A 21083-nucleotide genomic window follows, 5' to 3' on the forward strand; every position below is an offset into this window, starting at 1 on the left:
AGCTACCACAATAAAATAGGATCCTCCCGGTTGAACCGGGGGGATTTTTTTATTTAAGCAGATTGTGTTTTTTAGGGCTTGAATTACTTGGCCGGTTGGAACAATCCGCTGATTGCAATGCGGTTCCAGGAGTTGATTCCTACAATCGCTACAAGGATTTGTGCCAGGTAATTAGCGTCGAAGGTTTCACTTGCTTCTTTGTATAATCCGGAAGGAATTCCTTCGTGACTGATAAGCGTTACAGCTTCCGTCAGCGCCAGAATAATACGTTCTTCTTTGGTGTACAAGTCATTCACTTCTCTCCAGGCATTCAATAAAACAATGCGATCGATTGTTTCTCCGTGTTTTAAAGCATCTTTCGTATGCATATCGATACAGAAAGCGCAACCGTTGATTTGGGATGCACGGATTTTAATGAGTTCCTGATGCGTTTTTGTCAACGCTGTTTTGTCAATGTAGCCGGCTAACCCGTAAAAGGCTTTTTTTGCTTCCGGTTCTGTTTCCAGGATATTGATTCTCTTTTCCATTTGTTTGATTGTTTTGATGAAGCAAAGTTCCGGAACAAACAACGGAAAAAACTTAAACTGGTTTAAGAACGCTTTTTTCTGCGTAATTCACTTAAATATTCGGGGGTAAGGCCCAGGAACGAGGCAAGCAGGTATTGCGGAACACGTTGTACGAAACCGGGATACAAATCGTAGAAATGAAAGAAGTAATCTTCTTTGGACATCGTATACAGGTATTTGAGCCGCATCTGATAAGCGGCAAACGCACGTTGGTAAACGAACCGGAAATAACGTTCCATAACCGGGAAATCGCGGTAAAGCTTCTCCTGCGATTCAAGATCAATGGTCAGTATTTCTGAATTTTCAACCGCCTGGATACTGAACAGCGCTTCGGTTTGGAATTCAAAAGCCCTGTTGTCCGACATCCACCAGGTTTCAAGAGCAAATTCGGTTGTTACCTCGACTCCTTTTTCATTGAGCAGGAATTTCCGCAGGCATCCGGTGAGAACAAAGAATTGATAGCGGCACAGATTTCCTTCCTGCTGCAGGATTTCTTTCTTCGGAACACGGATCGTTTTGAAATAGCTTAAAATTTGTTCGAATTCCTCGTCCGAAACGGAAATGAATTTTTCAAGGTGCTTTTTGAATACCTGTGACATCGGAAGCTCAATTAAATTCAGTGATTCGTTCCAATACTAAAGTATCGCGAATTCCTTCAATGGTTAGTTTGTTTGGCTCAACAGCCACAAAACTCAAAGGGGTAACCAGACAACCGTCACGTAGATTGATACGGTCTTCAAAAACCAGGTAATTGAATAATAATGCCGATTGAGTTTTGTAATTTTCAAACACTTCCGCCATTCCGTCTTCGCGAATATGCAGTATGAAAGAACGATACAGGAACGATTTCGGATAGTACATCTCTTCGGGATCTTCGTCTGTTTTTTTATACTTCCACCAACCGAGCACTTTAGACCTCATTTTATGACTGAGCAGGGCTTCTTTCAAACGTTTCCCGGTGTTTTTATCCGGTGATTTTTCGTAGACGAGATCCTGCCGGTTTAATTCATCGTGTAAAATTAATTTACTGGAATCCAGCTGAATGATTGAATATTCTGTGTCGTATTGATTGAATAGCTTTTGATTTTTATAGCATCCGTAAAGCACCAATTCATTTCCAAGTGAATAGGAGAACAACTTGAATTGATGATTTTTGGTAATAAAGAGCCGTTGGAAATCAGAGGTGCCGTTTGACACGGAGTCCAGACGCCATTCGCCCCACAGTAAACCGGTATTAAACGGGGCAGGAGAACTGGTTTCCGTTTTGCTGTTATTGCAGGAGCAATTTATCACGATCAAAATACAGCCTAAGAGTATGTTCCTCATACGGTATTCCTAATTAATGCTTCGCCTTTTTCTTATCCTGTTTCCGGCCTTTGTAATTTTTCCGGGCAAGTTTCAGGGTGTGCTTCAGTGCTTTTTTGCCCGGTGCAATTTTCTGGTGTCCGGGAATGACAATTTTCACTTTCGGGTATTTTTTGATCAGCGTTTTAGCCGCAACCGGCCACATGCCGATATTCGCATCCGAAAGATTTCCCAGGTCCTGCGCTTCAACTGATTTTACAAAACAACCACCGACCAAAATCCTGTCTTTGGGGAAGTAAACGACAATATTATCCGAAGTATGTCCTGCTCCCGGGTAGAAGGTTTCGAAAACGGTATTGTAAATGGTGAAAACGGTATCTCCTTCAAACGTGTATTGAGCTTCCGGAAAATTATTTTCCCGGCACAGGTTTTTGGTTGCATACGTACTGTAAGTGGCAATTCCCTGTTTTTTGTAGTAATCCAATCCGGCGGAACGGTCTTCGTGCCAGTGTGTAGCAATAACCAGTACTACTTTTTTGTGGAATTTGAGAGTGATCGAATCCAGTATGGGTTGAAATTGGGTGGTGTCCCAGGGAGTGTCAATCATCACAACGCCTCCGGGAGTAATTTTCAATAATCCATGAGCTGAAATCCGGGCTTCCTTATAGGTTTGGTAAGTAGTGAAAATGTATGAACTGTCTGAAATTTTCGTGAAATCCAGCTGAGCATTCAATCCGGATGAAACCAAACAAACCATTGAAAAAAGAAGCGCTTTCATGTTTGTAAACTTACGATTTTTACCGCAAAGAAAAGGAGAGCGCAAAGGTGAATGAGTAAAAATTTGCACTCTTTTTCTTTTCTCTTTGCGGTTATTTAAAACAAAAAAAGCCCTTCGACAAGCGAAGAGCTTTTATGCTAAATAATAAAACTAGATTAAACAGTCACTTTAGGCGCTGCTGCTAAAATGTCTGAAGACGTTTCTGCCGCATACTGTTCAAAGTTCTTAACGAACTGATCAGCCAAATGGTTGGCAGTTTTGTCATAAGCTGATTTATCTGCCCATGTTTCACGCGGATTTAAGATCTCGCTTGGAACTTCCGGACAAGAAGTAGGGAATGATAATTCGAATACCGGCAATGTTTCGTAAACCGCATTGTCCAGTTTCCCTGTCAATGCTGCTGTAATCATTGCTCGTGTGTAAGACAATTTCATACGGCTTCCTACTCCGTAAGAACCTCCTGACCAACCGGTGTTGATCAACCACACTTTAATGTCTGTTCCCTGCAATTTTTCACCCAATAATTTAGCGTATTTCGCAGGGTGCAGCGGTAAGAATGCTTTTCCGAAACAAGCTGAGAATGTCGTTGTCGGTTCTGTAATACCAACCTCTGTACCGGCAACTTTTGCAGTATATCCGGACATGAAGTGGTACATTGCCTGCTCATTCGTTAAACGGGAGATCGGAGGCAATACACCAAAAGCATCAGCTGTAAGGAAGAAAATATTTTTTGGTCCTGATCCGATAGAAGGAATCATGATGTTGTCGATGAAATCGATTGGGTAGGAAACACGGGTATTTTCCGTGATAGAACCATCTGTGTAATCAGGCGTTGAAGTTCCTTCGTGGAACCCGATGTTTTCCAGGATTGCACCGAACTTGATCGCATTGTAAATCTGCGGTTCTTTTTCTTTGGAAAGATCGATTGTTTTTGCGTAACAACCTCCCTCGAAGTTGAATACGGTATTGTCTGACCAACCGTGCTCATCGTCACCGATCAAACGACGGTTAGGATCTGAAGATAAAGTCGTTTTTCCTGTTCCGGATAATCCGAAGAAAATAGCTGTGTCGCCATTCTCTCCCACGTTTGCAGAACAGTGCATGGAAAGTACGTTCTTCTCATGAGGCAATACGTAGTTCAATACAGAGAAAATCCCTTTTTTGATCTCTCCTGTATATCCCGTACCACCGATAATGATCATTTTACGGGTAAAGTTCAAAATTGCGAAATTCGACTGGCGTGTTCCGTCAATTGCCGGATCAGCTTTGAATCCCGGAGCACAAACGATGTTCCACTCAGCTTCAAAATTTTCGATCTCGGCATCCGTCGGACGCAGGAACATGTTGTATGCAAACATGTTTGACCACGGGAACTCCGTAGTTACACGGATGTTCATTCTGAATTTGTCGTCAGCACAAGCATAAGCATCACGCACGTACAGGTCTTTCCCGATCAGGTAAGACTTCATGCGGTTGTATAACGCATCAAATTGTTGGGTAGAAACAGGAATGTTCACATCACCCCACCAAACACTTTCTTCCGTGTTAGCATCGCGAACAACAAAACGATCTTTAGGGGATCTTCCAGTGAATTCACCTGTTTCGATTGCGATTGCCCCGGTGTCTGTCAATACACCCTGACCACCGATAATAGTGTCTTCTACTAGCTCTGCCGGCGTTAAATTCCAAAATACGTTACCGAGATTTTCCAATCCGATAGTTGCTTTTAAATCGGCATTTTTTCCTCGTTTACCAAATTCATTCATAAAATGTCTTTTTGTTTTGCCCTTGCGGCTAACTTATTTCGGTGCAAAAGTACACGTATCCGTCAAAAATTCACCCTTTTTTCGGGATAAATATTAACAGAATAAGAACAATTGCTTTTACTCATCTTTGATAACGCCTTTATTCCTAGGTTATTGCGGGTAATACGGGGTTAATAACTTCTTAAAGCTACTTTACCAGTTCCCAGTCTTCCGCGATTTGGTAGGTACTGAAAAAATCCCCGTCTTTTGCGTGATTGGAAACCACACCGCCTTGTTTCGGGCCTGGCCCCGGATCGATCAGCAGGTAATGTCCCCACATGTCGGCGGTGTAAAAAATAATGACCGAACGTCCTGTCGCATCTTTGTAATCTTTCCTTGTAATGACCGGAGAATTTTCCCGACAGGAACCTTTTCCTCGCTTTCAGATACAATATCGAAGGCTGTTTTCCATTGTTTAACCAATACTTCGCTGTTGGCGTAATTCACCACTTTATCATCTGTTCCGTGAACCACGATCAGCTGCGGAAATTCACCGGTGTAAAGTGAATCCTGTGAATATAGCCTGCGGTGAAGGATCTCATCATCGGCAACGGTTGGCTTTCTCATTTCGGAGAATGACTGTTTCGGGGAATCGACCTGTTTGTATGCCGAGCCGGCCAAAATTGCTCCCGATTTGATCTGAGCCGGGTAACAGGCCATGTAACTGACGCTCATCATTGCCCCGGCACTTACGCCGTAAATGTAAACCCGCGATTCGTCGATGGAATAGTGCGATACCGCGTATTGCACCATTTCATGAATGCTGGCCATTTCCCCTTTATCTTTTTCCTGGTCGTCTTTCAGGAACCAGTTGAAGCAGCGGAAGAGGTTGTTGGCCGATTTTTGTTCCGGGTAAATCACATAAAAACCAAAAGCATCTGCCAGTTCATTCCATCCGGAACCTTCCGAAATTTCTTTGGCATCCTGGTTACATCCGTGGAGAACCAAAATCAAGGGGCGTTTTCCGTTCTGTTTCGAAGCAGGTTCGTGCAGATAACCGTTTAAATTTCCTTTGTTTTCGGTTAATTGGCTTGAAATGTCCGTTAATTGGGAAAACAAAGCCGAAGGAGCCGCTATTAGCAGCGCGATGATGAATGTTGCTTTCAAATTACCTGGTATTTTTTCATAATGAAGGTAGCACTTTTATTCTGACAAATTCCATCCCGAAGGGTATAATCAAAGAAAAGATCGTTGTCACGGATTTCCACTTCGAAGCATTTGTTCTTTAAATACGCCGGATGTGAGCGGGTGGTTTCGCAAACTTCCAGGTCGTGCGTGGCAATCATCCCGATTGCATTCAAGCGGACCATTTGCTCTACAATACCGATTGTTCCGTTTTGCTTGTCGTCTGAATTCGTTCCGCGCAGAATCTCATCCAGAAGCACAAAAGCCGGTCCTTCGTTCAAGTTGTCTATGATCAGCTTCAGTCGTTTTACTTCGGAAAAGAAATAGGAAGTGCTTTCTTCCAGGGAGTCACTCAAACGCATGGAAACCAACAGTGGGCTCGGGTAGAAGCGGGCGCTTTTAGCAGGAACAACCGAGCCTGCATTGGATAAAATGACCCCGATTCCAAGTGTTCGCAGGAAAGTACTTTTCCCCGACATATTGGAGCCGGTCAGAATTACAAAACGTTCCCGGTCGAAAGAAATGGAATTGGAAACACGCTTGTTTTTGGCAATTAAGGGATGTCCCAATTCTTCAAAAGAAATTTGTTCGCTGTCTAAATCCGGGAAGCAATATTCCGGGTTATTGACCTTGAAATTGCTGAATGAAAGAATACTTTCCACTTCCGCAATCTGTTCGATCCATTGACTGATAGACTCTCGGTGATTCTTCTTCCACCTCACTAATTGCCGGAAAATATGCACGTGGAATTGAACGGTTCCATTCAGCATAAAAACAGCCATTCCGTTGTTGATGCTATCCATATTTCCGTAGATTTTAGATGCTTCTTTCAACAGGGCGCTTGCAGCCTGGTTCTTTGAATGGACTTTTGAGTGGATTTCTTTCAGTTTGGCCGATTTCCATTCCCTGCTCTCGATCAATGAGAGCATTTCACTGTAAGCCAGCAATGCGGCACCAATCCGTTCTGTTTTGCCTATTTCGTTCCGGATTTTGCCCACTACGGCACCGAATAAAAGCATGTTTACTACGTAAAGGATTACGGCGACATTGAACCAGTAGACTTGTCCTGTTTGCCAGAGCAAAATCATGCTTGTCAATCCCAACGCGGGAAAGATGAAAGCCAATATGCTGGAAATGATGGAAATCGATTGTTTGGAATCCTGCCAATGTTCAATGTAGTTGCGAATCTCCCGGCTGTCCTTTCCCAATTTGGCATACACCTGGAAAGCTTGCCGCCATTCAAGGTCTTCCGCAACTTCCGAGATAGCTTCCTGGGATTTTCGGAGTGATTCTTTGTCCTGGGTTTGAAGCAATGCAGCCGCCAGTTTTTCACTTCCTATGACGGTTGATGTGCGGTTCAGGTGTTCGAACAACGAATGTGGCCCGAATAAATCGATGTCGAAAGAATAAGGATGCTTCGTATCCAGGAATTCTTCCCCGTTTTCATAATAGGGTTTTGATTCCTTCAGAAATAAGTCTTCCGATTCATTCAACCATTGATAAGTGGCTGCAACCTGCAATTTGCGTTTTACCCGGAAATGATAATTGACCAGAAAGAGGAAAAATCCCAAAAAGATAATTGCACCGATCAAAAAGGGAAGGCCATTTCCGTCTCGTGAAAAATAAAAACCTGCTCCGGAAAGGAGTAATACCAATAACCTTGACCAACCAATTAACTGAAGTCGTTTATTGATTTGATTAACAGCATTTTTGTAATGCTTCGCACGTTCCGGATAATCTGGAATCATAGAGTTGCCAGTTTTTTCAATTCACCGACAGCCTGGTGGATGTTTTTCCAGACTTCACTGATGGTTGCATCCATCATATAACAAGGTGCAGTAATGATTTTGTTTGCGGTGTCCACGTGAATCTCTTTAACCGTTTTATAAGTCGTTGTAGCGCCGGTTTTTTCCAATCCCTGAGAAAATGCTTCGATATCGTAAGGGGAGGATTCTGCAGTTGTTCCCAAAGTCAATGAGGGATGGATATCCGAACCTTCCAGTGCTTTTGCCAAAACTACCGGGCTCACGCACAAAGCAGCGATCGGTTTGCCAATATTGATCAGGTTTACGAGCAATAATTTCACTTCCGGCAAAATAGCTCCTTCCGGTCCTTCAAATGCCCATTTAGTGAAGTTTTTTGCACTCCCGAATCCTCCGGGAATAATCAACCCGTCTAAATCTGCCGGTTGCACATCCTGGATAGGAACAATGTTACCACGTGCAATGCGTGCAGCTTCCACGAACATATTGCGGGATTCGTTCATCGGTTCCCCGGTTACGTGATTGATTACGTGAAACTGATCGGCATTCACCCCGATACACGTATAAGTATCTCCTGATTCGGACACGGCAAGCATGCTCAATACTGCTTCCTGGATTTCAGCTCCGTCATAAACTCCGGACCCGGAAAGTAAAATTCCAAAATTCATTTTATTGTTTTATAAATTAGCACAGGAAGAAAACCTTCAGTCCTTTGCGTTCTTTCACTCTTTGCGGTTAAATATGCTTTTTTACTTACCGCAAAGAAAAGGAGGCCGCAGAGATGCTCAAACTTTCCTGCTTTTTGTTTTTAAATCTTTGTTTCTCCAAAAATACGATTCTCCGGCTATTTCGTATCTTTGTTATCATGAACAAACCAATAATATTTTACGACGGAGATTGCGGCTTTTGCAATAAAACAGTCCAGTTTGTTCTGAACCATGAAAAGAACCGGGAGATCTATTTCTGTGCACTTCAGAGTGATTATGCCAGGGAGTTCTTACTAAAATCCGGGATTTCGAAGATTGACCTTTCCACCTTTTACTTTTGGGACGGGAAGAAGCTGAATAACCGGTCTACGGCAGCATTGAAAGTGTTGAATTATTTGCGCTTTCCATATACTTTGGGAAAAATCGGCTGGATTTGTCCGCGTTTTATCCGGGATGGCATTTACAACATGATTGCTAAGCGAAGAATGCGTTTGGCACCTGCTTTTTGTGCACTTCCTACACCGGCACAGGCAGTCCGGTTTTTGTCCTAAAAAGGCCGTTAATTTTGTACTTTCTATCAGGAAGTATTAAATAAAACCGGATGTTAAAATACCGATCAAATTTTGTGTAAATTCTGTTGATATCATTCTCGAAATAGGAGTGGTGTAGGGAATTCTTTCCTTATTTTTGTCTTATGAGAATATCTGCTTCGATTTATTCGGATAAGAAACGTGAATTGTCGGAAACAATCCGGGATCTGGCCGCTCACCATGTAGATTTGCTGCATGTTGACTGCAACGACGATCCATCTGTTTTTGAGGATATCAGCAAGATCAGAACCTGGTGCAACATCCCGGTCGATTTGCACATCATTACCAAAAAACCTTCCAATTATTACGACCTGCTTCGCACCGTTCCGGTTGAATATGTGACCTTTCAAGTCGAAGACCTGGAAGAAGAATTGTTGATTCCGGCAGATATCAGCGGAAAGAAAGGATTGGCAATTATCACTCCGACACCCATTGAAGCATTTGATAAATACAGCAATTTCGATTTCATCCTGATCATGGCAACCATTCCCGGACAAAGCGGAGGTGTTTTTGATGCGGTGAATTTTAAGAAAATCCGTGATTTCCAAAAGAAATATCCGTCGAAATCCGTTCATGTAGATGGAGGCGTAAACGGAGAAGTTTCATTTATCCTGCGAAACATGGGGGTTCATACTTCTGTTTCCGGTTCTTACCTGTTCAATGCGCCAAGTGTCGGCCATGCATTGATGGATTTAACGAAACGTACGATAGATTCCCAGTTTTTGGTCAAGGATTTTATGATTCCGCTTACAGAATCACCGGCTATCGGGGAGAACGCCTCGATTTCCGAAGTGCTGAATTCGATTGAAGACGGAAAATTGGGATTCACGCTGGTGGTTGATGAAACTTCCAACTTAAGAGGGTTGATTTCCAATGCGGATATTCGTAAAAGCCTGATCCGTACGGGCGGAAACCTGAATAATGAATCCATCGCTGAGATCATGAATTCCAAACCGTTGGTGATTGCTGAAACGGCAACTGTGAACGACTTACTGCAACAAATTAAAAAATACACTTTCCCGATTCTTTATTTACCCGTTGTTGATAACAACCATAAAGCAAAAGGGATCTTAACATTCGTAAACCTGATTAAAGGGGAAATATGATCATTCATTTAAAAAATTCTGTCAGCTCAGCTGATGCGGCTAAACTGGCTGCGGAAAACAAAGCATTTCACCTGGTTTCACAGGGAGTAAATGTATTGGTAACGGGATCCGGTGTAAAAGAAGTACCTGCTGCACTGGAAGCGGTAACGGAACAACATTGGGTATTCCCGAACGACATGCAATTGGCTTCGCGCAACTACCGTTCCGAAACCCGTGAAGTAAAAATCGGAAATGTAACGATAGGTGGAAACACCGGAAATACGATCATGATCTCTGGTCCTTGTTCCGTTGAATCGGAAGAACAGATCCGTGAATCATCTGATTTATTGAAATCTTTGGGTTTGACGGCACTTCGCGGAGGATGCTACAAACCGCGCACTAGCCCTTACAGTTTCCAGGGATTGGGACTGGAAGGATTGAAGTTGCTGGCAAAAATGCGTGACGAATACGGTTTTGCGGTAGTGACGGAAGCACGTGATGCTACACATATCGACGAAATCATCGAACATGCGGATGTAATCCAGGTTGGAGCGAAAGCCATGTACGACCAGGGGATTTTGCGCGCTTGTGCAAAAACGCAAAAGACCGTTCTGATCAAGCGCGGTTTCGGTACTACTTTGCAGGAATTTGTTCAGGCAGCCGAATTCGTTCTTTCCGGAGGAAATGAAAACGTAGTTTTATGTGAAAGAGGAATCCGCACATTTGAAACCGGTACGCGTTTTACATTGGATTTATGCGGGGTGGAATGGTTGAAACATTATACAAACCTTCCGGTGATCCTGGATCCGAGCCACGCAATGGGTTACGCTTATGGTGTTGCAGGATTGTCGAGAGCTTGCATTGCTTTGGGAGTTGACGGATTATTGGTGGAAGTTCACCCGAACCCGAAAGTTGCCAAATCGGATGCTTCCCAGCAATTGAACCACGAGGAGTTCAAGCAATTGTTACAAACACTTGATCCGATTGCAGCAAGCGTTGGATATAAAATGAGATAACCTTGTTTTTAGAGCAAAATATAAAAGGCCTTTGCGCAAAGTTCGGCGTTGATTTCTATCAGATGCTGAAAGATTTTGACGTAGACGGTGTGACTGAATTGTCTATCCTGGACCTGGAGGCGATCGCAGAAGAATACGAAGTGGATTTCTATTCGCTGCTTTTCAAGCCTTTATTCGTCTTCGACCATTTAAAAGCCAAGATCTCGAAGATCAAATTGCTGATACTGGATGTGGACGGTGTAATGACGGATGCCGGAATGTATTATACGGAATCCGGGGACCAGATGAAGAAGTATAATTCCAAGGATGGAATGGGGATTATGAAAGCGCAGGAGCAAGGCTTGCTGTGCGGGATCATTTCTTCTGCATTTGTAGACCGAATGGTTCGTAACAGGGCTGAAACTTTGAACATCAAATATGTTTACGTAGGCCGCGATCAGAAAATCACGATTCTGAAACAATGGTGTGAGGAATTGTCCATTACCCTGAATGAAGTGGCAATGATCGGAGATGATATCAATGATTTGTCCATTATGCGTGAAATCGGGCTCACTGCATGTCCGAAAGATGCTGTTCAGGAAGTCAAGAAAGAGGTAGATATTGTACTAACAAAAAACGGGGGAACAGGAGTTGTCAGAGAATTTATCGATAATTTTCTCCTTCCTGAACCGATAAAAGAATTTTAATAAGACATGAATCAAGTGAAATTGGGCATTATACGCGAAGGAAAAGTGCCGCCCGACAAACGGGTTCCACTTACTCCCAAACAATGCAAGCTGGTTGAGATGAAGTTTCCGCAAGTCAAAGTACTTGTACAGGAAAGCGAAGTCCGTGCATTTAAGGATGAGGAATACCGGGCGGAAGGAATTGAAGTGGTGAAAGATCTGTCGGATTGTGATATCATCATGGGCGTGAAGGAAGTGAATATCGAAGACCTGATTCCCGGAAAGAAATTCCTGTTCTTCTCACACACGATCAAAAAACAACCTTACAACAGAAAGTTGCTTCGTGCAATTTTAGATAAGAAAATCCAGCTGATTGATTACGAGGTGCTGAAATCCAAAGAAAACAAACGCATTATCGGTTTCGGGCGTTATGCCGGGATTGTCGGAGCTTACAACGGAATCCGTGCTTACGGCGAGAAGACAAATACCTTTCATTTGAAACCGGCCAACGAATGTTCCGGCAGAAAGGAAATGGAAGACGAATTACACAAAGCGGTGTTTCCTCAAAACATGAAATTGGTGTTGACCGGTTTCGGGCGGGTAGGTTACGGAGCGCGTGAAATCATGGACTTATTGCCGTTTACAGAAGTAAGCCCGGAAGAATTCCTGAGCGAAGAATTTGATACTCCTGTGTTTACCCATCTGGAAATTGAGGACTATTACAAGCGCAAGGACGGAAAACCGTTCAGTAAATCCGAATTCTATGCAACACCTGATATTTACGAATCAAGTTTCAAACGTTACTCGGAAGCAGCTGATATTTATGTGGCTTGTCACTTTTGGAGCAGTAAATCACCGTTTATCCTGACGGAAGAAGATTTGCGATCCGATAAAAATAAGATCCGCGTTATTGCAGATGTTTCCTGTGATATCCAGGGTCCGATCGCTTCTACAATCCGTTCTTCCAAGATCGCCGATCCTTTCTACGGATACGATCCGAAAACAGGTCAGGAATGCGATTGGGCACAACCGGATGCGATCATGGTGATGGCGGTAGATAATTTACCGTGTGAATTGCCGAAAGATGCTTCGGAGGATTTTGGAAATGAATTGATTAAATCTGTTTTCCCGCATTTGTTCGGTGATGATCCGGATAATATCATCGGAAGAGGTTCCGAAACGGACCTGAATGGAAATTTAACATCTTACTTTGCATACCTGAACGATTATGTCAATCAGGTGACAGCTTAAAAACCGGCTATGGCAATACAGAAAGGCGACAAAAAGGTAATCAGGGGATGGGTGATGTATGACTGGGCAAATTCGGTCTACAACTTAGTAATTTCATCGGCAATCTTCCCGATTTTTTATGACAATGTAACTACGAAGTATTTCAAGCAAACGCATCATTATGATTTGGAAAAGAGTTTGCCGGACGGAGTTAACGTGACGGTCAATTTCTTCGGATGGGAACTTTCCAACTCCGCATTGATGAGTTTCGTGCTTTCTGCCTCGTTCCTATGTGTATCCTTCTTTTCACCTTTCTTATCAGGAATTGCAGATTACCTGGGAAATAAAAAACGGTTCCTGCAGTTTTTCTGCTACCTGGGAGCGGCTTCCTGTATGACGCTTTACTTCTTTGATCCGGCTAAAATTGAATTGGGCCTCACCAGTTTGTTCTTTGCCAGTATTGGGTTTTGGAACAGTTTGGTATTTTACAATGCCTATTTGCCTGAAATCGCCGAACCGAAAGACCACGATAAAATTTCGGCAAGAGGTTTCTCCATGGGATATTTCGGATCAATGCTCTTATTGATCATTTGTCTGGTGTTGATTCAAACAAAAACACTTGAGGCAAGATGGTGTTTTGTCCTTGTTGGAATCTGGTGGTTGTTCTTCTCACAGTTTACCTACCGCGTACTTCCGAATTCGGGTAAAAAAGAAATCCGTGAAAAAGGATATATCTGGAAAGGATTCCGTGAATTGCGGCATGTTTTTGTGGAATTCAGACAAACGATCCGCCTGAAAAAATACCTGACTGCGTTTTTCTTCTTCAATACCGGTGTTCAAACCGTGATGTTGATGGCTACTTTTTTTGCCAAAAAAGAAATTGACTGGCCTATGAAAGACGGAAAACCGGATGACAGCGGATTAATCATTGCTATTTTGTTGATCCAGCTATTAGGAGCAGGAGGGGCATTCCTGATGTCCCGGATTTCAAGAAGCATCGGAAATATCCGCACATTGGGAATTTCCATTGTGATATGGATTGGTATTTGCGTTGCGGCATTTTTCATTAAAACACCGGTTCAGTTTTATGCGCTTGCGGCAACCGTTGGTTTGGTAATGGGAGGCGTACAGGCCATGGCACGTTCGACTTATTCTAAATTTTTACCGGAAACAGAAGATCACGCCAGTTATTTCTCATTCTACGATGCTACTGAGAAAATCGGTATTGTGACCGGAACACTGTTCTTCGGGGTAATGGAGATCATTTTCAACGACATGCGTTTCTCGGTTGTATCTGTGGCATTCTTCTTTGTAGTGGGATTGCTGATGCTGTTCCGCGTGCCGAAGAATGAGCGCAGTGACCTGGAAGCAGTTTACGATTAACACCTCTGAAACCTACAGTCTCACTGGGCAAATAGACAGATATCTATCCGTATATTGGCATACCGATACGCGGGATGCTTCGTGTTATCAAACGTAGGCTGACTTGAATAATTAATACCTGATAAGCGATAATTTGAAAGAATTTACTTCACCACAACCCGCATTACTTCCGTTTTCTTTGAATTATTGATCCGCAATACATAAACTCCCGGTTTCTCTTTCAGGTGAAAAGAAATCACACCATCGTCCGTTTCTTTTGTTTCCAGCACTTTTCCATGCAGATCGGATAATTCCAGACTGTTTATCCCGCTAAGGCCAATGACCTGGAAACTACCGTCATTCGGATTGGGAACAATTTGAATGGAATAACCGGATCTTTTACTGGAAATAACAGAAGAATAACGACTACTCCCGTTCAGATCAACCATTTTCAACCGGTAATAAGACGTTTCCGGCAAAGGATCGGTATCTGTAAACTGGTAGAATTGTCTGTGATCACTGTTTCCTTTCGCATCCGCCATTCCGATAGCTGTAAAATCACTTCCTCCCTGAGAGCGTTCAACGATGAAATAATCACTATTCTCTTCACTTTCTGTTTCCCACAATATAAGCGAAACCGTTTCGGAGTTTTCCACCCTGAAATTGGTCAAACCTACAGGTAGTGGTGTCGAAATACAATTGTCAATATCCGATTGTGAAACCGTCACACAAACCGTTCTTACGCAATCCAGGCATTGAGCCGGACTAGTTGGTGTTTGCCCGGTCAGGAAATAATCCCCGGCAATTACAATCGGATTGGTTCCCGCAGAACCTGCGGTGATGGTTTCCGAAAAACCACCCGGACCGCTAACTGAAATGGCCGCAGAACCGGTAAAACTACTTGCAGAACAATAGGCGACATCTGCCGTAAAAACAAGGTCATTCCCACTGCAAACCGTGTAATTCGGAGCTCCCGTTACCATCGTAGGAACAGCAATAGGAGCAAAGGTAGGTCCGTTGAAGTAATGACTGCAGCTGGTTGCTCCGTAATACGACCAGGCTTGCCCGAGACTATTGGTTGCCAGTCCGTAAAATCCGCGGCCGAATTGAGTCGGCAAGGAATTGGATAAGAATAAATAACCGTTGCATCCTGAATTCAGGTCACTCGTTCCGCCACAACTTACAAAACGTGATCCGCTGTATCGCCAGCCAATAGCAGCAGTTTTCCCGGATGCAGTTACTTTTGTGAGCCCGAACGATTGCGGGGTCGTCCCCTTGTAATAATTCACGTTAATCCCGGAAGTAGGAGCTTCCCAGTCTGTAATGCATTCGTAAACAGCCGTGTAAAAGTTGTTATTACTTTGCCAGTCAATGCACTGCTGATCGCCGCCTTCCGCGTTGCACAAATCGTAATTCGTGGCAAAAGCAGAACCGGATAAGTTCTGGCTTGAGAATGCTGAAGTTTGTGAAGTCAGGATTTCAACACCTCTTTCAGCCTGGTTCACACTGCGTTTAACGGTTGAAAAAGCGGTAGTTTGCGTGGTTGCAGAGTTTGATCCGACTCCATCATCGTTATCGTCCATTCCATAACCGCACATGTTGGCAAAGGAAATCCCGCAAGGAATCATTTCGTCACCGGAAGTAATTACCGGGTAATCGATCGCCAGATAACGTCCCGGGTTGGTTGTTGTAATTCCGGATGTACAGCTTGCTGTTTGGGAGTAACGGATCCGGAATTTAAAATTGGCGGTAAAATAAGCACTGCTGACCATGATTCCAGAAGCAGCTGTTGTTCCGGTAGCTGCCGTGTAGTAATTCCCCGGAGAAGTCGTTGACTTAAAAACCGTCAAACAAACCCTTGACCAGGCGCTTTCTGTCAGCCACTTGGTATTGGTGGAATTGTTGATACACATATCGGTATTGGACGAACTGATATCCATCTGAAGGATTTGCGTCCAGCTGGTGCCGCCATTGGCTGAAAAATCCAGGTAAGCAACGTTTCCGACACAGGATCCCCAGGAATTGCTTTGTCCGCAGGAAGTTTCAGAAGGAAAAAGCCAGAATTGCACTTTAAACCCTTCTACTCCCGACATGTCAAAGGTGGGAGAAACCAATGTAGGACTACTTTGTCCGCGGAGAACAGCATAACTGAGGTTTTGATTGGTATTTGTTCTTCCGTCGAAATTAGCACCCAGTTTCCCGTTAGCTCCGCCAGAACCGACAGCCACGCTATTCGCCAGGTTCCCGATACAAAATCCATTCGTTGAAGTACAGCTTCCGCTACAGTTTGGCTGAATCAATCCGGCTTTTGCTCCGTAAGCATCTGCTGCCGGAAGTGCGCCCGCAGTTGTAGCTGAAGGAGCTCCTGCAAATGTCCACCCGCTTGGGAGTCCTGCTGTTGACCAGGTTGTTGTTCCCGTAAAATCGAATGCCTGGCGTATTCCTGCCGCTGATTCAAAAGAACCAGGTTGTGCACAAGGACTCGTACAGCTTGCACTGTGTGATACATCTGAAGGACAATTGGAGTTGGTTTCTCCGGCATCCACAACACCGTTTCCACAGGTTGGACATTGGGCATTTAAGAAAGAAGAAGGCAGGAGCACCAACAATAGCAGGGTAAGAGTAGTATTCATAGGAAAATGTAGCGTTGGTCTAAGATACTGAATAATAGCATAAGCACTCTAAAAAGCATAAGATATTTTCAGGTCAGCAAACTTTTTCCGGGAAAAGCGCGTTCTATTTCTAAACGCTGCCTTTTCTATGAAGTCTTGGTCTCTTTTACTGGTAATGAGTTTGAGTTGTTTACTCAATCAGTTCTATGCACAGATATCTGGAGTAATCAATCAATACACGCCCGTAACAGCCATTTCCTGCAACCAGGTTGATGTACTGGATGCTTCTTTTCTTTCGGTGGGAGATCGTGTATTGATCATTCAGATGAAAGGAGCTACAATTAATACCACCAATAGCGCCAATTTCGGTACGATAACCAATTACAATGATTGCGGAAATTATGAATTTGCCAATGTCACAGCGATTAACGGAACCAGCGTTACACTTCAATACCAACTGCTGAAAACCTATACCATCGCAGGCCTTGTACAGCTTATCCGGGTTCCTCAATACACGAATACAACCGTTGTAAATACGCTTACTGCACAAGATTGGGATGGAAGTACGGGAGGCGTTCTTGTGATGGAAGTTTCCGGGACCTTAACTTTAAATGCTCCGATTTCTGTCAACGGAAAAGGGTTCAGGGGTTCGTTTTCTTCCTCAAATCCCGATGGCGGATGCGGAAATTACCAGGATTACTTTTATCCTGTTTCATCCGGATTCGGAGCATTGAAAGGTGAAGGAATTGCTGTAGTAACGAATGCCATGAACGGAGGGCGCGGAGCTCTTGGAAATGGTGGCGGCGGTGGAAATAAACACAACACCGGTGGCGGTGGCGGTTCCAATGGAACAAGAGGCGGTCGTGGCGGAGATCAGGCAGCTTTTTGCGGGCAACAACCCATTGGCGGAGAAGGTGGAATGGCATTGAATTACAGCACGGGCCGGCTTTTCATGGGAGGCGGTGGTGGTTCCCCGGATTTCAATGATGGAGTGGGAAGTTCCGGTGCAAACGGTGGTGGCATTGTCATTATACGTGCGGCAACGCTGCAATCCAATAACACGTTTATCGAATCCTGTGGAGGAAATGTGGTTACAACTTCCAACAGTATCGGTGATGGTGCCGGAGGTGGCGGGGCAGGTGGTGCCATAGCTTTGGACGTGACTACCTTTAGCGGGAATGTGATTTTAAGAGTAGATGGCGGTGACGGAGGAAACATACAAACAACTTATCCTTCTTGTTTCGGTCCCGGAGGTGGCGGCGGAACGGGTATGATCCAGCATTCGGGAAGTGTGCTGCCGGCAGCAAATGTAACAACCTCTTTTGTGCCGGGAGATCCCGGAATCAATGTATCCAATTCCAGTTGTGCTCAACAATCCTACGGCGCCTCTCCTGGTGAATGGGGCCCGCTTTATTCATTCAATCTTCCTTTTCCGGAAGGCAATATATTGCCCGGGACATTCGATATGGGACCTGACATTGAAGTGTGTGAGCAAAGCCTGATTCTCACCACAAACGTAATGGCCGATTCTTATTTATGGTCTACAGGAGAAACAACAGGTTATGCACACGCTACTGTTTCCGGACAATATTGGCTTTCTGTACAAATTAGTGCTACCGGCTGTTGGTTGACAGATACTATTTCAGTGAATTTAAATAGTTTGGATGTAGATGCGGGACCGGATCAAACGATTTGTATGGGGGAAAATGTGACGCTGCACGCCTCTTCGTTAAGCAGCAATTCCACTTTGACCTGGAATAACGGAATTATAAATGATCAGCCTTTTACACCTCAGGCAACGACTATTTATACAGTTGTCGCAACTAGCTCAAATGGAAATTGTACGGCTACAGACAGCGTGCTGGTTACCGTAAATCCTTTGCCGCCTGTTACGGTAATTCCTTCCGTAACTTCCGGTTGTGTACCTGTTACCGTTTCATTCACTCATGCAAACACGAATTGTGCTTCTGCAAACTGGGCTTTTTCGGATGGAACAATAGTTTCGGGTTGCGGGAATCAGTTAGTGACATTTGATACCCCCGGCTGCTATGACCTGACCCTGGAAGTAACTTCCAATGAAGGATGCATCGATTCTGCTGATTTCACTTCAATTGTCTGCGTTTCAGCTTCTCCGACGGCTTCATTTTCACCGGTGCCATCCATGCTGGATGCAGAAAACCCTACAACAACGATGGTTAATAATTCTGTCGGAGGAGATTTCTACGAGTGGAATTTCGGGGACAATACGGTGCACTCAACTCTTTTTGAACCGGCACACAGTTATTCTCCCGCTACGTTTGGTTCCTATTCAATCAGTTTAACCGTTACCAATGAAGACGGCTGCAGTGATACTGCCTATGGAATAGTCTACATGGAGGGTGGAAGTGTTTATTACGTTCCGAATACCTTCACACCGGACGGAAACGAATTCAACCAGGTTTTCCGGCCTGTTTTTGAATCGGGAATTGATCCGTCGGAATACAATCTGAAAGTATTTAACCGTTGGGGAGAACTTATTTTCGAATCAAATGATCCGGCGACAGGGTGGGATGGAACCTATCATGATCAATTGGCCCAGGAAGGTGTTTATACCTGGAGAATTAAATTCGGGTCGATGTGGACCAGCGAGCGCGAAGTGGTACACGGTCATGTGAATCTGCTTAAATAAACCACATAGGTACATAGAACACAGAGCTTTTGTTTTGATTAATGCTATTCAAGCTGGCAATTTGTCGTTTCGCTCCGCTCTCATTTTCTTTTAACCACATAGGTTATTTCACACAAACGAGCGCAGGTGAACGCGGAAGGTTTTTCTTTTGTTGGTTAAAAAAAGAACTCTATAATCCCCGGTGTTCTTTGTACCTATGTGACAAAAAAAGACCGGTATCTCTACCAGTCTTCTATTATCAATGAGCTTCTTCTTCCGGGTCAGGAGGGAAGATCTTCTCAGGATTCTTAATGTTTTGCATGCGGTCAATGAAATCTTCCAATTGGGAGATCGTCAATTGTTTCGCGATGATTTTTTTGTCTTTATCCAGCACAAAGATTCGCGGCGTTGCATAAATATCGTAAGTGTCGTGGTAATTCAATGCTTCTAGTGTGGTATACTTCGGAACAAATTGTCTTGGGTCGGCCGTAGCATCTTCAAACAATTTCTTCGTCAAACCAACATTGATAAACTCCAGTTTGTTGTCACGGATGAATTTTTTCCACTTTTCGAAATCATCTCCCGTTGCTTTTCCAACCGCAAAGATTTCTACGTTGCGTGCTTTGAATTTTTTCTCGTACAAAGTCTGAAGTTTCGGAGTTGTTTTCTTACAATGCCCGCATTCCGGATCCCAGAAGTAAAGAATGGTGTAATCACTTTTCAGACTGTAAAAATCTTTCCATTTCGTATCTGTTGTGTCACGTAAACTGATATTCGGAGGGCGAACACCCTGAACCAGGTTCATTTTAACTTTGTTCTCCTCGCACAATTCTTTCAGCTTGTCTTTTTTGTCATTCATCCAGAAAGCCACTGAATTTCCTTCCGAATCAAACTGGCAGTAATAGCGGTTAACCATGTAGACATACACTTTGTCCATTCCCATGATGTTTGACTTCGCAAATGTATTGGTGACGTAGTCTACCGAATACTTGAACATTTCCGATTTCTTGTCCATTTGATCAATGAAAGGGAAGGCGAAAGCCAAAACCGTATCCGGGTGCTGGATCAGCATGTTTTTCCCAAAGAAATATTCTACTTTCGAACCAAAAACAGGTGTGTTTACTAGGCGGTCATCTTTCAGGTCGATGTTGTCCCAGTAATGCTTGCGGTAATATTCGTACCGGAAGTTTTCATTGATTACTTTCCCGTTTGCATCTTTCGGAGCTTCAGGAACCACCACGTCCATAGACATTTTGATGATTTTAGCAACCAGTTTTGTCGGGTTGTTTTTCTGAAGATCGGTTTGATAAGCAGCAACCAGTTTGGAAACCGAGTCCATTTTCTCGCCCAAACGTTTGTATTGAGGATCGCCTTCTTTGTGTTTTTTGCGTTCTTCGGCAAAACCGTTAGCTACTTTGCGCTGGTCCTGCAAATAGTTGATGTAAGCAACGAATACTTTGTTTTCTTCGGATTTCTTCACTTTCATGTTGGAAACGAAATCAGGACCTTTTGTCTCGATGTTGATTTCCTCGTTGTTGTAAATAACCTCGAAGTATTTTTGTCCGGGCATCAATAATGCAACGATACCTGGTTTCAAATCTTTTTTTGCGGTGAATTCAACAACTCCGCCTTTCATTTGGGCCGTGTCTGCGTAAAACAGTTTAGAGCCGTAATATTTCGTCAGGAAAACGGTGGTGTCTTTCGCTCCTTCTACTTTGAAGCGCAGTTTCTGACTGAATCCAACCGTTGATACAAGCAACAGGGCAATTACTAAAAGTTGTTTCATGTTTGAAGGTTTATTTTTAATCATGACGTAGCAAAATTAAT

At 43.7% G+C, this 21083-nt stretch carries 18 protein-coding genes; 7 read left to right on the forward strand and 11 right to left on the reverse strand.

Going from position 1 to position 21083, the window contains the following annotated elements; genetic code table 11:
- Window positions 1-83 precede the first annotated feature (83 nt).
- The 9 genes from ABDW02_RS05875 to elbB form a co-directional block, all read right to left on the reverse strand.
- The gene (locus tag ABDW02_RS05875; protein WP_343633070.1) at window positions 84-527 is read right to left on the reverse strand and encodes a carboxymuconolactone decarboxylase family protein; all 444 of its coding nucleotides are present in this window, start codon (window positions 525-527) and stop codon (window positions 84-86) included.
- 62 nt (window positions 528-589) lie between these two features.
- Window positions 590-1165: a Crp/Fnr family transcriptional regulator gene (locus ABDW02_RS05880; RefSeq protein ID WP_343633072.1), complete on the reverse strand. Its 576-nt coding sequence runs from the start codon at window positions 1163-1165 to the stop codon at window positions 590-592.
- Between the two features lie 7 nt (window positions 1166-1172).
- Window positions 1173-1892, reverse strand: a complete 720-nt coding sequence (locus ABDW02_RS05885) for a hypothetical protein (protein WP_343633073.1) — start codon at window positions 1890-1892, stop codon at window positions 1173-1175.
- A 13-nt stretch (window positions 1893-1905) separates the two neighbouring features.
- Window positions 1906-2649: a subclass B1 metallo-beta-lactamase gene (bla, locus tag ABDW02_RS05890; protein ID WP_343633075.1), complete on the reverse strand. Its 744-nt coding sequence runs from the start codon at window positions 2647-2649 to the stop codon at window positions 1906-1908.
- A gap of 155 nt (window positions 2650-2804) precedes the next feature.
- Window positions 2805-4415 (reverse strand): phosphoenolpyruvate carboxykinase (ATP), encoded by a 1611-nt coding sequence (gene pckA / locus ABDW02_RS05895; RefSeq protein ID WP_343633076.1) that lies wholly within the window; start codon window positions 4413-4415, stop codon window positions 2805-2807.
- A gap of 187 nt (window positions 4416-4602) precedes the next feature.
- The gene (locus ABDW02_RS05900; protein WP_343633078.1) at window positions 4603-4734 is read right to left on the reverse strand and encodes a hypothetical protein; all 132 of its coding nucleotides are present in this window, start codon (window positions 4732-4734) and stop codon (window positions 4603-4605) included.
- Window positions 4713-5561 (reverse strand): PHB depolymerase family esterase, encoded by an 849-nt coding sequence (locus tag ABDW02_RS05905; protein WP_343633080.1) that lies wholly within the window; start codon window positions 5559-5561, stop codon window positions 4713-4715. Before ABDW02_RS05905 ends, ABDW02_RS05900 begins: the two co-directional genes overlap by 22 nt.
- Window positions 5558-7327 carry a DNA mismatch repair protein gene (locus ABDW02_RS05910; RefSeq protein WP_343633082.1) on the reverse strand — a complete coding sequence of 590 codons (1770 nt, stop codon included), beginning with the start codon at window positions 7325-7327 and terminating at the stop codon, window positions 5558-5560. The genes ABDW02_RS05905 and ABDW02_RS05910 overlap by 4 nt, the downstream gene beginning before the upstream one ends.
- Window positions 7324-8010: an isoprenoid biosynthesis glyoxalase ElbB gene (elbB, locus tag ABDW02_RS05915; protein WP_343633084.1), complete on the reverse strand. Its 687-nt coding sequence runs from the start codon at window positions 8008-8010 to the stop codon at window positions 7324-7326. The genes ABDW02_RS05910 and elbB overlap by 4 nt, the downstream gene beginning before the upstream one ends.
- 197 nt (window positions 8011-8207) lie before the next feature.
- On the opposite strand from elbB, the gene ABDW02_RS05920 reads away from it, so the two are divergent.
- The 6 genes from ABDW02_RS05920 (at window position 8208) to ABDW02_RS05945 (ending at window position 14018) form a co-directional block, all read left to right on the forward strand.
- The gene (locus ABDW02_RS05920; protein ID WP_343633086.1) at window positions 8208-8600 is read left to right on the forward strand and encodes a DCC1-like thiol-disulfide oxidoreductase family protein; all 393 of its coding nucleotides are present in this window, start codon (window positions 8208-8210) and stop codon (window positions 8598-8600) included.
- A gap of 143 nt (window positions 8601-8743) precedes the next feature.
- Window positions 8744-9745: a CBS domain-containing protein gene (locus ABDW02_RS05925; protein ID WP_343633088.1), complete on the forward strand. Its 1002-nt coding sequence runs from the start codon at window positions 8744-8746 to the stop codon at window positions 9743-9745.
- Window positions 9742-10740, forward strand: a complete 999-nt coding sequence (gene aroF, locus ABDW02_RS05930; protein WP_343633090.1) for a 3-deoxy-7-phosphoheptulonate synthase — start codon at window positions 9742-9744, stop codon at window positions 10738-10740. The genes ABDW02_RS05925 and aroF overlap by 4 nt, the downstream gene beginning before the upstream one ends.
- 62 nt (window positions 10741-10802) lie before the next feature.
- On the forward strand, window positions 10803-11426 hold the full coding sequence (locus ABDW02_RS05935; RefSeq protein WP_343633092.1) for an HAD hydrolase family protein: 624 nt from the start codon (window positions 10803-10805) through the stop codon (window positions 11424-11426).
- Between the two features lie 6 nt (window positions 11427-11432).
- Window positions 11433-12656, forward strand: coding sequence for an NAD(P)-dependent oxidoreductase (locus ABDW02_RS05940; protein WP_343633094.1), 1224 nt, complete (start codon window positions 11433-11435; stop codon window positions 12654-12656).
- Window positions 12657-12665: 9 nt separating this feature from the next.
- Window positions 12666-14018 (forward strand): MFS transporter, encoded by a 1353-nt coding sequence (locus ABDW02_RS05945; protein ID WP_343633096.1) that lies wholly within the window; start codon window positions 12666-12668, stop codon window positions 14016-14018.
- A 143-nt stretch (window positions 14019-14161) separates the two neighbouring features.
- Here ABDW02_RS05945 and ABDW02_RS05950 read toward each other — a convergent pair whose 3' ends face one another.
- Window positions 14162-16630, reverse strand: coding sequence for a T9SS type A sorting domain-containing protein (locus tag ABDW02_RS05950; RefSeq protein ID WP_343633098.1), 2469 nt, complete (start codon window positions 16628-16630; stop codon window positions 14162-14164).
- A 127-nt stretch (window positions 16631-16757) separates the two neighbouring features.
- On the opposite strand from ABDW02_RS05950, the gene ABDW02_RS05955 reads away from it, so the two are divergent.
- Entirely contained in the window at window positions 16758-19277 is a 2520-nt protein-coding gene (locus ABDW02_RS05955; RefSeq protein WP_343633100.1) for a PKD domain-containing protein, read from the forward strand.
- A gap of 238 nt (window positions 19278-19515) precedes the next feature.
- Here ABDW02_RS05955 and ABDW02_RS05960 read toward each other — a convergent pair whose 3' ends face one another.
- Window positions 19516-21042, reverse strand: a complete 1527-nt coding sequence (locus ABDW02_RS05960; RefSeq protein WP_343633102.1) for a thioredoxin-like domain-containing protein — start codon at window positions 21040-21042, stop codon at window positions 19516-19518.
- Window positions 21043-21083: the final 41 nt, after the last annotated feature.

Origin of the sequence: Fluviicola sp. (assembly GCF_039596395.1) — a bacterium.
Classification (GTDB): Bacteria; Bacteroidota; Bacteroidia; order Flavobacteriales_D; family Crocinitomicaceae; genus Fluviicola.

Excerpts from the sequence above, each read along its gene's own strand:
- ABDW02_RS05880 (WP_343633072.1), bottom strand. The coding sequence starts at position 1,165 with ATGTCACAGGTATTCAAAAAGCACCTTGAAAAATTCATTTCCGTTTCG.
- ABDW02_RS05885 (WP_343633073.1), bottom strand. The coding sequence starts at position 1,892 with ATGAGGAACATACTCTTAGGCTGTATTTTGATCGTGATAAATTGCTCC.
- ABDW02_RS05955 (WP_343633100.1), top strand. The coding sequence starts at position 16,758 with ATGAAGTCTTGGTCTCTTTTACTGGTAATGAGTTTGAGTTGTTTACTC.
- elbB (WP_343633084.1), bottom strand. The coding sequence starts at position 8,010 with ATGAATTTTGGAATTTTACTTTCCGGGTCCGGAGTTTATGACGGAGCT.
- ABDW02_RS05950 (WP_343633098.1), bottom strand. The coding sequence starts at position 16,630 with ATGAATACTACTCTTACCCTGCTATTGTTGGTGCTCCTGCCTTCTTCT.
- bla (WP_343633075.1), bottom strand. The coding sequence starts at position 2,649 with ATGAAAGCGCTTCTTTTTTCAATGGTTTGTTTGGTTTCATCCGGATTG.
- ABDW02_RS05945 (WP_343633096.1), top strand. The coding sequence starts at position 12,666 with ATGGCAATACAGAAAGGCGACAAAAAGGTAATCAGGGGATGGGTGATG.
- ABDW02_RS05925 (WP_343633088.1), top strand. The coding sequence starts at position 8,744 with ATGAGAATATCTGCTTCGATTTATTCGGATAAGAAACGTGAATTGTCG.
- ABDW02_RS05875 (WP_343633070.1), bottom strand. The coding sequence starts at position 527 with ATGGAAAAGAGAATCAATATCCTGGAAACAGAACCGGAAGCAAAAAAA.
- ABDW02_RS05900 (WP_343633078.1), bottom strand. The coding sequence starts at position 4,734 with ATGTGGGGACATTACCTGCTGATCGATCCGGGGCCAGGCCCGAAACAA.
- aroF (WP_343633090.1), top strand. The coding sequence starts at position 9,742 with ATGATCATTCATTTAAAAAATTCTGTCAGCTCAGCTGATGCGGCTAAA.
- ABDW02_RS05920 (WP_343633086.1), top strand. The coding sequence starts at position 8,208 with ATGAACAAACCAATAATATTTTACGACGGAGATTGCGGCTTTTGCAAT.
- ABDW02_RS05940 (WP_343633094.1), top strand. The coding sequence starts at position 11,433 with ATGAATCAAGTGAAATTGGGCATTATACGCGAAGGAAAAGTGCCGCCC.
- pckA (WP_343633076.1), bottom strand. The coding sequence starts at position 4,415 with ATGAATGAATTTGGTAAACGAGGAAAAAATGCCGATTTAAAAGCAACT.
- ABDW02_RS05935 (WP_343633092.1), top strand. The coding sequence starts at position 10,803 with ATGCTGAAAGATTTTGACGTAGACGGTGTGACTGAATTGTCTATCCTG.
- ABDW02_RS05960 (WP_343633102.1), bottom strand. The coding sequence starts at position 21,042 with ATGAAACAACTTTTAGTAATTGCCCTGTTGCTTGTATCAACGGTTGGA.
- ABDW02_RS05910 (WP_343633082.1), bottom strand. The coding sequence starts at position 7,327 with ATGATTCCAGATTATCCGGAACGTGCGAAGCATTACAAAAATGCTGTT.